Source organism: Pseudomonas sp. PD9R (assembly GCF_019200975.1).
Classification (GTDB): Bacteria; Pseudomonadota; Gammaproteobacteria; order Pseudomonadales; family Pseudomonadaceae; genus Aquipseudomonas.
This window is the reverse complement of the sequence record NZ_JAHTMR010000003.1, coordinates 19,951-34,174: the sequence shown is the minus strand read 5'-3', so window position 1 is coordinate 34,174 and position 14,224 is coordinate 19,951. Positions and strand designations below refer to the sequence as shown.

General features: G+C 57.8%; 9 protein-coding genes. 3 read left to right on the top strand and 6 right to left on the bottom strand.

From position 1 onward, the window contains the following. Positions 1–99: 99 nt before the first annotated feature. From KUF73_RS07855 to KUF73_RS07830, 6 genes are all read right to left on the bottom strand, one after another. Positions 100–2,520 carry a hypothetical protein gene (locus KUF73_RS07855; protein WP_218437473.1) on the bottom strand — a complete coding sequence of 807 codons (2,421 nt, stop codon included), beginning with the start codon at positions 2,518–2,520 and terminating at the stop codon, positions 100–102. A gap of 632 nt (positions 2,521–3,152) precedes the next feature. Then, a complete protein-coding gene (locus KUF73_RS07850) occupies positions 3,153–3,782 on the bottom strand; it encodes a trimeric intracellular cation channel family protein (RefSeq protein WP_218437472.1) in 630 nt (209 codons plus the stop codon). Positions 3,783–4,344: 562 nt separating this feature from the next. Then, positions 4,345–4,599, bottom strand: coding sequence for a DUF1652 domain-containing protein (locus KUF73_RS07845; protein WP_218437471.1), 255 nt, complete (start codon positions 4,597–4,599; stop codon positions 4,345–4,347). A gap of 184 nt (positions 4,600–4,783) precedes the next feature. Continuing rightward, positions 4,784–6,280 (bottom strand): helix-turn-helix transcriptional regulator, encoded by a 1,497-nt coding sequence (locus KUF73_RS07840; protein ID WP_218437470.1) that lies wholly within the window; start codon positions 6,278–6,280, stop codon positions 4,784–4,786. A gap of 180 nt (positions 6,281–6,460) precedes the next feature. Next, positions 6,461–7,744: a Zn-dependent hydrolase gene (locus KUF73_RS07835; RefSeq protein WP_218437469.1), complete on the bottom strand. Its 1,284-nt coding sequence runs from the start codon at positions 7,742–7,744 to the stop codon at positions 6,461–6,463. 141 nt (positions 7,745–7,885) lie between these two features. After that, positions 7,886–9,370 (bottom strand): NCS1 family nucleobase:cation symporter-1, encoded by a 1,485-nt coding sequence (locus KUF73_RS07830; RefSeq protein ID WP_218437468.1) that lies wholly within the window; start codon positions 9,368–9,370, stop codon positions 7,886–7,888. Between the two features lie 550 nt (positions 9,371–9,920). Here KUF73_RS07830 and hydA point away from each other — a divergent pair. From hydA to preA, 3 genes are all read left to right on the top strand, one after another. Then, on the top strand, positions 9,921–11,360 hold the full coding sequence (gene hydA / locus KUF73_RS07825) for a dihydropyrimidinase (RefSeq protein WP_218437467.1): 1,440 nt from the start codon (positions 9,921–9,923) through the stop codon (positions 11,358–11,360). 186 nt (positions 11,361–11,546) lie between these two features. Continuing rightward, entirely contained in the window at positions 11,547–12,914 is a 1,368-nt protein-coding gene (locus KUF73_RS07820) for an NAD(P)-dependent oxidoreductase (protein WP_218437900.1), read from the top strand. Further along, positions 12,915–14,189, top strand: a complete 1,275-nt coding sequence (gene preA / locus KUF73_RS07815) for an NAD-dependent dihydropyrimidine dehydrogenase subunit PreA (RefSeq protein WP_218437466.1) — start codon at positions 12,915–12,917, stop codon at positions 14,187–14,189. Positions 14,190–14,224: the final 35 nt, after the last annotated feature.

Sequence of the window (14,224 nt, the reverse complement as noted above, 5' to 3'; positions counted from 1 at the left end):
CAAACGGAGTGTCCACCTATCCAATGTACACACCATAGTCTGAATCAGACGCTATTGTGGATGCCCAAATCCTACTCCGCGTACAAAATAATTCCGCCATCATTTGCATAGGCACGGGAGTCTTAACAGAGTTGTAATAGGTCCTCCGACTTTGTCCATTGCAACTAATTCAAACCGTCCTGTTCTATTACGCGGGGAAACAGACCAAGAATGACTTTCCGTCACTTCGTCAGCTCTAGGGGAGCAACTGAAATCGCCTGGTAAAAGTTCGCCAACGTTGATGCTCAGCATCAGTGGATACCCAGATATCGGGCTCCCCGGCCTGGGGCTCAAAGTAACCCTCCTACGCCCATCTTTCATGAACTCAACAGCCCCGGCTGGAGGCATAGCGCCGTCCACATAGAATTGAGCCTCATCCGCCAGTATGTTCGACAACAACTTGCAGAGCGCCAGCGTAATCGGTGTGGTCAAGCCCTGGCCCGCCACCTTTAACTCGAACGTGCCGCTTTTCAGTTTCCCCGTCACCTGCCAGCGGTAAGTGGCTGTTTGCTCACTGCCAAATGCCGGTGAACTCACCACGTTGGCCACATCGAGGCCGCTTTTGATCGTGCATGACAGGCTTAACGCAAGTCCGGCCAGTGGACTGCCTGCTTTCGGGGTCGCCTTAACGAACCTGGGTTTATCCCGGATAAACCATTCGCCTCCGCCTTCAATCTCAAGGGTGGCTTCATCCGCCAAACTGTTTGACAACAACTTGCTGATTGCCAGTGTAATCGGTGTGGTCATGCCCTGCCCCGTCACCTTTAATTCGAAGGTGCCGCTTTTCAGTTTCCCCGTCACCTGCCAACGGTAGATGGCTGTTTGCTGACTGCCAAATGCCGGTAAGCTGACCACGTTGGCTGCATCGAGGCCGCTTTTAATCGTACATGACAGGCTTAAGGCAAGTCCGGCCAGTGGACTGCCTGCTTTCGGGGTCACCGTCACGAACCTGGGCTTGTCCCGGAAAAACCATTCGCCTCCGCCTTCAATCTCGACGGTGGCCTCATCCGCCAAACTGTTTGACAATAACTTGCTGATCGCCAGCGTGATCGGTGTGGTCATGCCCTGTCCCGACACCTTTAACTCGAAGGTGCCGCTTTTGAGTCTTCCCGTCACCTGCCAGCGGTAATTGGCTGTTTGCTCAGTGCCAAATGCCGGTGAACTCACCACGTTGGCCACATCAAGGCCGCTTTTGATCGTGCATGACAGGCTTAACGCAAGTCCGGCCAGTGGACTGCCTGCTTTCGGGGTCAACTTAACGAACCTGGCTTTATCCCGAAAAAACCAATCGCCTCCGCCTTCAATTTCAACGGTGGCTTCATCCGCCAGATTGGTCGACAGTAACCGACAGTCCACCGGCACGGACTGCTCCAGTAGGGGAAAATCAAACAGTAATTCAAGCCGCCCACTTTGGGATGATCCACCGGTCACCGTCCACTTCAAACCGGCTTGCGGGAGTGGCCTCGCTTGATTCAGCGGCGGGTTATAGATCATGCCTAGCTCTGCCCCACCCCCCTTTTGGAGCGCCACATTCAACCCAACCAATGAGCTAGCAGGTTTGGGGACCAACTCCACAACGTAGGTACCTGAACGGTAGAAGATCAACTCTGGCTTACTTAAATCGACCAGCTCTCCATTGATCTTCAGCGACTGAATTTCATCGGTAGTAATTTTCGACAACACCCGACTTTCGATGGTCAATGGCGTCTCGACATCTGCGCAGACGACCTGGAGCGCAAATACGCTGCTGCGGTCACCGCCGGTCACTTGCCATTCCAGTTTTAGATTGTCCGGGACTTTCAGAAGCCTTTTGAGGGGTGGGTTGTAGGTCATACCCGGACTACCAGTTTCTTCCAGCGCCACACTTAGCCCGCGCATTGATTCCGCAAACGTCACGGTGAGCGGACGGGTTTCCTCGCGGAAAAACACTGCGCCGAAGTCCGAAACCTCACTACCGTTCACCTCTACCTTTTGAACTTCATCCTTAAGATTCGCTGAAAGCATATGTCCGGTGATTTCCCAATCACGCTTGAGCTTCGAACAGTGCATCTGCAGTTGAAACAAACCACTTTTGGCGCTGGCGGTTGAATTGAGATCCCAAGACAATTCATCGCCATCCATCAGGCGTTCGTTGTTCAGGTCCGGATTAACGGTTAGCCCTAATGCTTTGGCATCGGCCGACTTAAGTGCCACGGATGAACCTTTTAGTAGCAGGTTTTCATTAAACAGTTTCAGTGTTAGCGATTTTCCGCGGGTGCAAACAACACCTCGTTCCAGAACATCCGGCTCTGTCTTGCCGTCGACTTGCAATAACGCATCGCTCCCCCACGGGGTCACTGCCAGCGCATGAACCGGCAACTCTGCTCGGAAATAGCCTGTTTCGTAATACAAACTCGGCACGGTGACATTGACAAGGTGAACCCCTTCTTTTGATGGCTTGAAGGTGTAAATGATCCAGCCCGACGAATCGGGATCAGCCACCTGTAGATCCTGTTCTMYCAGTTTCCATTTCACCGAAAATGGCATTGCGTCTTTTGTGTAGAAAGAGATCTCCCTCGCYTTAAGYGTYGCYTCTTCGCCGTATTCAATCACCTGAAACTGTTCGTTGCCGCTGGCRTCCACAAAATCGATCCGGTGATGCCCCAAYGACACATCAACTTGATACGGCGYGGAGGTGAAYTCGGTCTGWGCCCACAGTTGAAACGYCKTTACWTCAGCATTGGCSGRTTGCGKWGGGCWGTYGATGGYCCARSTSRCRCCCTGTTCATCGAACTTTTGAAATTCNTNGCGATGGCAGGCGTAGCGGTTACTGGCAATGCAGGCTCGGCTGGGTTTCGATTCAGGCTAACCCCCTGATTGATCCAGGGACTGTCATCCTCAGGCTTAATCGTAATTTCGTGTTCACCGCCGTGGCAAAGATACAAAGGTCCAGCGGCCATCAGCCCGGTATTGCGATTACCAGCCATTGCGACATCTCCCGATTTTTGGAGCAGCGTGAAAAACTGTTGTTTTCACTATCAGAGAAATGCCGTGCGGCGGCTACTGTCAGAAATGACAGCGGAATAGATCACTCAGCAATAAAAACCACGGAGTTAATAACTGCGAGTACCTCCTTACGAGGCAACGATAACCTTGGGCAACTGCCACCCGTAACTCACCGACAACAACCGCAACGCCACACAAGCTGCCCCCGCCAATAACGCCGTCGCCACCGGCGGAACGCCAAAGCGTCGGCAGATGATCAGCACCGCCGCCCCGACAAACGCGGAGCTCGCATACAGATCAGCCTGCAACACCACGGGTACTCTCGCGAGCACGATGTCGCGCAGGACGCCGCCGCCCACCCCGGTGATGGTGCCCATGAGCATCGCCACGAACGGTGAGATGCCGAAGTTCAGCGCCTTCTGTGCTCCGGCCACGGCGAACAATGCCAGGCCTGCGGCATCGAGCACGATCAGTGTCGAACCGGACCAGCCGAGCACTTGTTGATGGAAGACAAACGCCAAGCCGCCCATTAAGAATGCCAGGGCCGGATAGCGCCAGTCGGCCACGGCGTTGGGCGGTGTGGCGCCGATCAGTAGATCCCGGGTTACCCCGCCGCCCAGGGCAACGATGAAAGCAATCACCATTACCCCGAGCAGGTCGAGGCCGCTGCGCATCGCGCTGATGGCGCCTTCAATGGCGAACACCGCCGTACCGGCCAGGTCCGCCACCAGGACGATTTTCTCGACACGAGGCCTCAACGAGGGCTGCGCCCGGGCTTACTGAGTGACACAACGGGTGGTGGTGGTGACTCGAGTCACCTCGCCGTTTTCTGCGCGCACATCGCCCATCACATTGGTGTTATCCATGGTCTGGCAGGTTCTTTCAGGCGGCGGTGGCGGCGTAACAGGTGGAGGCGGTGGCGGACTGGCGCAACCAAAGAGGACTGCCGTGCACAGTGCGAGCGGCAGTGAAGCAACAAGGCGTTTCCCAAGACTTTTCATAGGATGACCCGCGATAAATGATGTACACATTTTTGTGACAACAGAACAACGCAGGAAAGTCCGCGGGTGGGTCACAGAAAATTGAACTGGGTACGCCTTATGTAGGAGCTGCCGCAGGCTGCGATCTTTTGATCTTGAACTTTTCCCCGACGGTCAGCGGGGAAATCGCCAACATCAAGGTCAAAAGATCGCAGCCTTCGGCAGCTCCTACATGAGGTTATGAGCTAAAGACAAGGTCAAAAGATCGCAGCCTGCGGCAGCTCCTACATGAGGTTATGAGCTAAAGACAAGGTCAAAAGATCGCAGCCTGCGGCAGCTCCTACAGGGGGATGGGGTTATGGGGGTTCAGGGAGTTGCTCTGAAGTTCGTAGCGCAGTTCTTCGATGAGAGCGGCCACCGCCTCGGGGGTTTTGAGCGTTGCCACGTTCAATCCGCTGACCACGAGGTCCACTTGACCAGACGCAGGATGGTAGAGCTTCACGGTCAACGAGTGATCGCCTGTGACATTGCACTCGCAGGCCAGTGGGGAAAACGTCCGCTCAAGTTGAGCCCGCAGTTGCGCCAGGTAAATCATTGCGATGGACCTTGGCGATAACGTTCAGCGGCGGTGATGCGTGGGCGTTGCATGGCTGTTCCTTTAGCAATCTCAAAGGGTGGGCGAACGATCCGCAGATGGTTTTTCGCACACTGCCAGCCTAAGAAATGTCATCACATCCAAGAACATTAATTTGCACCACAAGCCTTAGTGCATTTGCACCTTACCTCTGCCCTTTCGGTGGCCATGCGCTGGAAAACAACCCGCGTTCGCGCGCCCAGACAATCGCCTCGCTGCGGCTGTGCACATCGAGCTTGGAATACACCGTCGCCACGTGATTACGCACGGTGTTCGGTGCCAGCTTCAGGCGCGCGGCAATTTCCTTGTCGGCCAGGCCTTCGCAGATCAGTTCGAGCACACCGCGCTCCCGCGCCGTCAGATCGGTGAAGGATGCGCTGGGCAATTGCGGCGAGTTGACGTTCTTCACGTTGGCGAGCTTTTCGATCAGTGTGCGGCTGAACCACGACGCATCCTTCATCACTTCTTCAATCGCCGACACCAACTCAAGTTCGGTGCGCTTGCGCTCGGTGATGTCCATCAACACCAGCAGGTAGCACGGGCTGTCTTGAATGTTCACGGTGTCCGCCGATACGGCGCACTCGATCAGCCCGGCGTCTTTTTTACGGACCTGCACGTCAATACGGTCCAGGCGACCGTTCTTTTCCAGCGCTGCCAATAAACGCGCACGCGCACGCTTGTCCTGAATGAAATCGATCTGCGCAAGCGTCTGGCCAAGCACTTCATCCGCGGAGTAAGCGAGGCTGTCGAGGAACGCTTGGTTGACATCCAGCACCCTCTGATCGGCAGCAGCGCAGACCAGAATGGGCACCGGCGTCAGGCGAAAAGCCTTGGCAAAGCGTTCTTCGCTCTGACGCAGGGCGACTTCGGCCTTGTGCCGAGGTTCCATGTCCACGAAAGAGAACAACATGCAGGCCTCGTCATTGAGTTCCAGCGGTTGGCCGGCGACGATCACTTGTTTGCTGCCACCGTCTGCCAATTGCAGTTGCGCCTGCATCTGCGGGATGGTCGCGCCTTCGTGCAAACGCTGTTTGGCGAGGTCTTTGTTTTCTGCCTGATCCAGAATGTCCAGTTCATAAGTGGAGGTGCCGACCACCTGATCGCGGGCATAACCGGTCATTTCGAGGAAGCCGGGATTGACCTTGATGTAGCGCAAATCGCTGAGGCGGCAGATCACTGCCGGGGCCGGGTTGGCGGCGAAGGTTTTCTCGAAACGCTGCTCGGCGCTGGCCCACTCGGTGACATCGGCCATGATCAACACCAGCGACTCCGGTTCACCCTGGTTGTCGGTCACCACCAGGCTGCGCACGCGGTGCACCCAGGTGTGTTCTTCGTCATCAGTCGGGGTCAGCTCGACCCATACATCGCTGAACGTTTCGCCCCGCGCGACGCGGTTGATCGGGTAGTTGTCGACCGGGACCGGGTGATTGTTGCGATAGCGCAGGGTAAAGCGCCGGGCGTAGTCCTTGGCATTGGCACCCAGCTCGCCGATCCGCTCTATACCGTGCATGGCCAGCGCCGCGTCATTGGCCCAGACGATGGTCTGGTCGAGTTCCAGCAAAATCACGCCATCGGACAGGCCTGTGATGATTTGCTGCAATTGGCGGCGACTGGTTTCGGTGGTCAGGACGTCCTGGCTCATTGGATCTCCACGGAGGCGGTGGGGTTTGTCCACCCCTGTGAAGATTACGACCGCACAGGCCTATGTTCGATCCCTGGAGGAGCTGCCGCAGGTTGCGATCTTTTGATCTTGATCCTGAAAAACAAAATCAAAAGATCGCAGCCTGCGGCAGCTCCTGTAGAGATCCATCTAACGATCTTTTCAGGCTGCCAATTGCCCGCTTGCAATCGCCGCCGACGCTGCCAGCATCGCCCGCAATAACACCGCGCAGCCGGCCGCCAGGTCCTCCGGTGCGGCGTTTTCGATTTCGTTGTGGCTGATGCCGCCTTCGCACGGTACGAAGATCATCCCGGCCGGGCCGAGTTCAGCGAGGAAAATGGCGTCGTGCCCTGCTCCGCTGACGATGTCCATGTGCGACAGGCCAAGCCCTTGCGCCGCACCGCGCACCGCCTCGACGCAGCCCTTGTCGAAATACAACGGTGGGAAGTCAGCTGTGGGGGTCAGCTCGTAGGTGAGCCCGTGTTCCTCGCAGGTGGTTTCAATGACTTCGCGGACTTCGGCGATCATCGAGTCCAGCCGTGCCGGTTCCAGATGACGGAAGTCCAGAGTCATGCGCACTTCGCCGGGAATGACGTTGCGTGAGCCGGGGTAGGCTTGCAGGCAACCAACGGTGCCGCAGGCGTGGGGTTGATGGCCGAGGGCGGCGCGATTGACCGCACCGACGATCACCGAGGCGCCGACCAGCGCGTCTTTGCGCAGGTGCATTGGCGTCGGGCCGGCGTGCGCTTCGACGCCGCGCAGTTTCAGGTCGAACCATTTCTGCCCGAGGGCACCCATGACGACACCAATGGTTTTGCGTTCGTCTTCAAGAATCGGGCCTTGCTCAATGTGTGCTTCGAAATACGCACCCACCGCATGACCGCTGACCTGGCGCGGCCCGGCATAGCCAATCGCGTTGAGTGCTTCGCCCACGGTCACGCCTTCGGCATCGACTTTGGCGAGGGTTTCCTCAAGGGTGAATTTTTCTGCAAACACACCGGAGCCCATCATGCATGGCGCGAAGCGTGAGCCTTCTTCATTGGTCCAGACCACCACTTCCAGCGGCGCTTCGGTTTCCACGCCCAGGTCATTGAGGGTTCGCAGCACTTCGACACCGGCCAGCACGCCGAAACAGCCGTCGAATTTACCACCGGTGGGTTGGGTGTCGATGTGGCTGCCGGTCATCACTGGGGGCAGGTTCGGATTGCGACCGGGACGACGGGCGAAAATGTTGCCGACGGCGTCGATGCTGACGCTGCAGCCGGCATCCGTACACCATTTGACGAAGATGTCACGGGCCTGGCGGTCGAGGTCGGTCAGGGCCAGGCGACAGACGCCGCCCTTGACCGTGGCGCCGAGCTTCGCCAGCTCCATGAGCGACTGCCACAGACGGTCGCGGTTGATGTGCTGATGTGTGGACTGCAGAACGTCTAGGGCAGCGTTCATGAAGATCTCCTCAGGCTGTTCTTGTGGTTTCTCTCAGGTATTTTCTTGGTGTATGTGAGGCCGTCTTCGCGGGCTAGCCTCGCGCCGACAGGAAGCACGCGGCTCCGTAGGCGCGAGGCTTGCCCGCGAAGAGGCCATCACTCACACCGCAGACTTCGCGACAGATGGGCTGGACCGCATCGAACACAACCCGTAATAAATCAACCCACCCAATGCCGAGCCGGTAAACCAGCCGTAGCTGTAGAACCAGCTGAATGCATCACTGCCCAACGACAGCAGCGTCAGCACCACCGGCACGCCAAACGCGAGAAAACCGTTCCAGTTCCACGCCGGGTACACGTCATCGCGATAGAGCCCGGCAAGGTCCAGTTGTTGTTTCTTGATCAGGAAATAATCCACCACCATGATCCCGGCAATCGGACCCAGCAGGCTCGAATAGCCCAGCAACCAGTTGGAATAAACGGTTTCCAGGCTGACGTCCGAAACGATCAGGCCGAGCTTTTTAAGCAACTCGTGAGCCATCAACGCCAGGCCGACAAACCCGGTCAGGATCACCGCTTTGGTGCGGTTGATCACCTTGGGCGCGATGTTCTGGAAGTCGTTGGTTGGCGACACGATGTTGGCGGCGGTGTTGGTCGACAGGGTGGCGATGATGATCAGCGCCATGGCCACTGCCACCCAGACCGGGCTCTGGATATGGCCGATCAGCGTCACCGGGTCGGAGACGGTTACACCGACCAGTTTCACCGATGCGGCGGTCATTACCACGCCCAGCGATGCGAACAGGAACATGGTCAGCGGCAACCCGATGATCTGCCCGACGATCTGGTCCTTCTGGCTTTTGGCGTAGCGACTGAAGTCCGGAATGTTCAGCGACAAGGTCGCCCAAAAGCCGACCATCGCGGTCAGCCCGGCGGCGAAGTAACTGACCACGCTGACCCCTTCCGGACGCTTGGCCGGGATCGACATCAATTCGGTCATCGACACGTTTGGCATCGCCCACACCAGCAGTCCCACGCCCACTGCCACCAGCAATGGTGCAGACAGGGTTTCCAGCCACTTGATCGACTCGGCACCGCGAATCACCACCCACAGGTTAAGCACCCAGAACATCATGAAACCCAGCACTTCACCGGTCCCGCCGAGGGATTTCCAGCCGTCGAATACCGAGCCCAGGAACAGGTGAATCGCCAGGCCACCAAACATCGTCTGAATGCCGAACCAGCCACACGCCACCAGGGCGCGGATCAGGCACGGGATGTTGGAGCCGAGAATGCCGAACGACGAGCGCAGCAACACCGGAAACGGGATGCCGTACTTGGTGCCGGGAAAGGCGTTCAGGGTCAGGGGAATCAACACGATGATGTTGGCAAACAGAATCGCCAACAGTGCTTCACCCACGCTCAGGCCAAAGTACGCGGTCAGCACGCCGCCCAGGGTGTAGGTCGGCACGCAAATCGACATGCCGACCCACAAGGCGGTGATGTGCCATTTGTTCCAGGTTCGCTCGCGCACCTTGGTCGGTGCCATGTCGTGGTTGTAACGGGGACTGTCGAGTACATCGCTGCCGGCTTCCAGCTCAAACAAGCCGTCGCGCTCGGTCACTTGCGATCTGATCTGTTGCATGGCCGCTCCACTGTTCTTTTGATTATTTTTGCTCATCAGGGGCTGGCGGCATCAATAAGCGTGCCGATTGCCCCGCCTGTGCATCGGGCAGTTCCATAAACGCTTTGCAACTCACTGATGTTTATCAGCTTTATGAGTTAAACCATTCAATCCGCGGTTACTTGTCATGTCACTCAGGCCGAATGTCAGGCAAGTTGTCCGAACAGTCAGGACTCAATCTGGTGCATCAAACTTTTTTTCAAAGTTGCGCATCAACCATAGACCATACTCAAACAGCTGATTTCACATAGAAAATCTTGACCATATTTCGATCCTGTCAAGTGCGTCAAAATGGTGAGCAGCCTCACCATTTTGGTGATTTTTAATTTATTCCTTTATTTATCAGCTAGTTAAAACATATATAAGCTTATAAAAATTATTCTTGCTGATTCCAATAACACCAGCTAGCGTTTAATCCTGACAGCGCTGACAGGAATACACCGGTTTGCGCTGGCTTCATATAAAACATTTAGAACCGGCATCAGTCGGTCATGCCTGCGAGGAATCCGGAATGTCTCTGTTGATCCGTGGCGCTACCGTTATTACCCATGATGAAAGTTATCGCGCCGATGTGTATTGCGCAGACGGCGTGATCAAGGCCATCGGCGAAAACCTCGACATTCCCGCAGGTGCCGAAATTCTCGACGGCAGCGGCCAATACCTGATGCCTGGCGGTATCGACCCACACACCCACATGCAATTGCCCTTCATGGGCACGGTGGCCAGCGAAGACTTTTACAGCGGAACGGCAGCGGGCCTCGCTGGCGGCACCACATCAATTATCGACTTCGTGATTCCCAACCCGCAGCAGTCCTTGATGGAAGCGTTCCATCAGTGGCGCGGCTGGGCCGAGAAGTCGGCTTGCGACTATGGCTTCCACGTTGCGATTACCTGGTGGAGCGAGCAGGTCCGTGAGGAAATGGCCGAGCTGGTCAGCCATCACGGTGTCAACAGCTTCAAGCATTTCATGGCCTACAAGAACGCGATCATGGCGGCCGACGACACCCTGGTGGCAAGCTTCGAACGCTGCCTGGAACTGGGCGCAGTGCCGACCGTGCACGCGGAAAACGGTGAGCTGGTTTATCACCTGCAACGCAAGTTGATGGCCCAGGGCATGACCGGGCCAGAAGCACATCCGCTGTCACGCCCTTCACAAGTAGAGGGCGAAGCCGCGAGCCGGGCGATCCGTATCGCCGAAACCCTCGGCACGCCTTTGTACCTGGTGCATGTTTCGACCAAGGAAGCCCTCGACGAAATCACCTATGCCCGCAGCAAGGGCCAACCGGTTTACGGTGAAGTGCTCGCCGGGCATTTGCTGCTGGACGACAGCGTTTACCAACATCCCGACTGGCAGACCGCTGCCGGTTATGTGATGAGCCCGCCCTTCCGCCCTCGCGGTCATCAAGAGGCGCTTTGGCATGGCCTGCAAGCGGGCAACCTGCACACCACCGCCACCGATCATTGCTGTTTCTGCGCCGAGCAAAAAGCCGCCGGCAAGGACGACTTCAGCAAAATCCCGAACGGCACGGCGGGTATCGAAGACCGCATGGCGGTGCTCTGGGATGAAGGGGTGAACACCGGGCGTTTTTCGATGCAGCAATTCGTCGCCCTCACCTCCACCAACACCGCGAAGATCTTCAACCTCTACCCGCGCAAAGGGGCAATCCGCGTCGGCGCCGATGCCGACCTGGTGTTGTGGGACCCGCAAGGTACACGCACGATTTCGGCGAAGACCCATCACCAGCAAGTCGACTTCAACATCTTCGAAGGCAAGACCGTACGCGGCGTTCCCAGCCATACCATCAGCCAGGGCCGCGTGGTCTGGGCCGATGGCGATTTGCGGGCGGAGCGTGGGGCCGGGCGGTATATCGAACGGCCGGCGTATCCGGCGGTGTTTGATTTGCTGAGCAAGCGGGCTGAGTTGCATAAGCCGGTTGCAGTGAAACGCTGACAGCGGCCTTCGGCTAATGCCCTCCTACGAAATGCGATCCCTGTAGGAGCTGCCGAAGGCTGCGATCTTTTGATCTTGATCCTGAAAAAACAAAATCAAAAGATCGCAGCCTTCGGCAGCTCCTGCAGGGGACCGAGAACAATGCCCATCAGAGGCAGCACCTCAAATCACCGTGAGGCCCATACCGTGATCAAGACCCTGACCCACCTCCCGCATCCCTATGAAAATGCGGCCGTGCTCGCTGGCCATTTCACCGACCTGGCCCCGCCGCTCAACGACCGCCAGGCGCACCTGGAAGCCTCGCGTTGCCTGTATTGCTACGACGCACCGTGCGTGAATGCCTGCCCAAGCGAGATCGATATTCCATCGTTCATCCGCAATATTCACCAGGACAACGTGCAGGGTGCGGCGCAAAAAATCCTTTCGGCTAATATCCTCGGCGGCAGTTGTGCCCGTGTTTGCCCTACCGAAATACTCTGTCAGCAAGCCTGCGTGCGTAACAACGCCCAAGAGTGCGCACCGGTGCTGATCGGCCTGTTGCAACGTTATGCGGTAGACAATGCTCACTTCAGCGAACACCCGTTCCCGCGTGCCGCCGCCACCGGCAAACGCATCGCCGTGGTCGGTGCCGGGCCGGCCGGTTTGTCCTGCGCCCATCGCAGCGCCATGCATGGGCATGACGTGGTGATTTTCGAAGCGCGGGAAAAGGCCGGTGGCCTCAATGAATACGGGATCGCCAAGTACAAACTGGTGGACGACTATGCACAGAAGGAACTGGATTTCCTGATGGAAATCGGCGGCATCGAAATCCGCCACGGGCAGAAACTCGGCGACAACCTGAGCCTCAGTGAACTGCATCAGCAATTCGATGCGGTGTTCCTCGGCCTCGGTCTGGCCGCCAGCAAACAATTGGGCCTGAGCCACGAAGACGCACCCGGCCTGCTTGCCGCCACCGACTATATCCGCGAACTGCGTCAGGCCGACGACCTGACTCAGCTGCCATTGGCTGACCATTGCATCGTGCTCGGCGCCGGCAACACCGCCATCGACATGGCCGTGCAGATGGCGCGTCTTGGTGCCCGTGACGTCAATCTGGTTTACCGCCGTGGCGCCCCGGACATGGGCGCCACCCACCACGAACAAGACATTGCCAAAGCCAACCAGGTGCGTTTGCTGACGTGGGCACAACCCGAGGAAGTGTTGCTCGACGATCAGGGGCAAGTGCGCGGCATGCGTTTCGCCCGCACGCAACTGGTTGAAGGTCGCCTGCAGACCACCGGGGAAACTTTCGAACTGGCTGCCGACGCGATCTTCAAAGCCATCGGCCAGGCCTTCGACAGCAGCGCCCTCGCCGATCCGCTGGCACGGGAACTCAAGCGTCAGGGCGATCGCATTCAGGTGGACGAACAGCTGCGTACCAGCATTCCCGGCGTGTATGCCGGTGGCGACTGCACCAGCCTCGATCAAGACCTCACCGTGCAAGCCGTGCAGCACGGCAAGCGGGCCGCCGAGGCCATCCATGCTCAACTGATGCTCAACGTGGAGGCTGCGTAAATGGCCGATCTCTCGATTGTCTTCGCTGGCATCAAAAGCCCCAATCCGTTCTGGCTGGCCTCCGCGCCACCCACCGACAAGGCCTACAACGTGGTCCGCGCGTTCGAGGCTGGCTGGGGTGGCGTGGTCTGGAAAACCCTGGGGGAAGACCCGGCGGCGGTCAATGTGTCGTCGCGCTACTCCGCGCACTTCGGGCCTAACCGGGAAGTGCTGGGTTTCAACAATATCGAACTGATCACCGACCGCTCGCTGGAGATCAATCTGCGGGAAATCACCCAGGTCAAAAAAGACTGGCCGGACCGCGCACTGATCGTGTCGTTGATGGTGCCCTGTGTCGAAGAGTCCTGGAAACACATCCTGCCGCTGGTGGAGGCCACCGGTGCCGACGGCATCGAACTGAACTTCGGTTGCCCTCACGGCATGCCGGAACGCGGCATGGGCGCGGCGGTCGGCCAGGTGCCGGAGTACGTCGAACAAGTGACGCGCTGGTGCAAGACTTATTGCTCGCTGCCGGTGATCGTCAAGCTGACGCCCAACATCACCGACATCCGCGTCGCCGCACGCGCGGCGCACCGTGGCGGTGCCGATGCGGTGTCGCTGATCAACACCATCAACTCGATCACCAGCGTCAACCTGGAACGCATGGTCGCCAACCCCATGGTCGGCAGCCAAAGCACCCACGGCGGTTATTGCGGTTCGGCGGTCAAGCCGATTGCCTTGAACATGGTCGCCGAAATTGCCCGCGATCCGCAGACCCAAGGCCTACCCATCAGCGGGATCGGCGGCATTGGCAACTGGCGCGATGCGGCGGAATTCATGGCGCTGGGCAGCGGTTCTGTGCAGGTGTGCACGGCGGCAATGCTGCACGGCTTCCGTATTGTCGAGGAAATGAAGGACGGGTTGTCACGCTGGATGGACAGTCAGGGTTACGCCAGCATCTCGGAATTCTCCGGGCGCGCAGTGGGCAACACCACGGACTGGAAGTATCTGGACATCAACTATCAGGTGATCGCCAAGATCGACCAGCAAGCCTGCATCGGTTGCGGCCGTTGCCATATCGCTTGCGAAGACACTTCGCACCAGGCCGTGGCCAGCCTCAAACAGGCCGATGGCACGCACAAATATCAAGTGATCGATGATGAATGCGTGGGCTGCAATCTGTGCCAGATCACCTGCCCGGTTGAGGATTGCATCGAGATGGTGCCGATGGAAAACGGCAAGCCGTTTCTGGATTGGAATCATGATCCCCGCAATCCGTACCATGTTGCGGTTTGATTGTTGAAGATCAAGAGATAGCAGCCTCGTTTCAC

Coding starts and splice junctions, on each gene's coding strand:
- preA (WP_218437466.1), top strand. CDS start 12,915: ATGGCCGATCTCTCGATTGTCTTCGCTGGCATCAAAAGCCCCAATCCG.
- KUF73_RS07845 (WP_218437471.1), bottom strand. CDS start 4,599: ATGATTTACCTGGCGCAACTGCGGGCTCAACTTGAGCGGACGTTTTCC.
- KUF73_RS07840 (WP_218437470.1), bottom strand. CDS start 6,280: ATGAGCCAGGACGTCCTGACCACCGAAACCAGTCGCCGCCAATTGCAG.
- KUF73_RS07835 (WP_218437469.1), bottom strand. CDS start 7,744: ATGAACGCTGCCCTAGACGTTCTGCAGTCCACACATCAGCACATCAAC.
- hydA (WP_218437467.1), top strand. CDS start 9,921: ATGTCTCTGTTGATCCGTGGCGCTACCGTTATTACCCATGATGAAAGT.
- KUF73_RS07830 (WP_218437468.1), bottom strand. CDS start 9,370: ATGCAACAGATCAGATCGCAAGTGACCGAGCGCGACGGCTTGTTTGAG.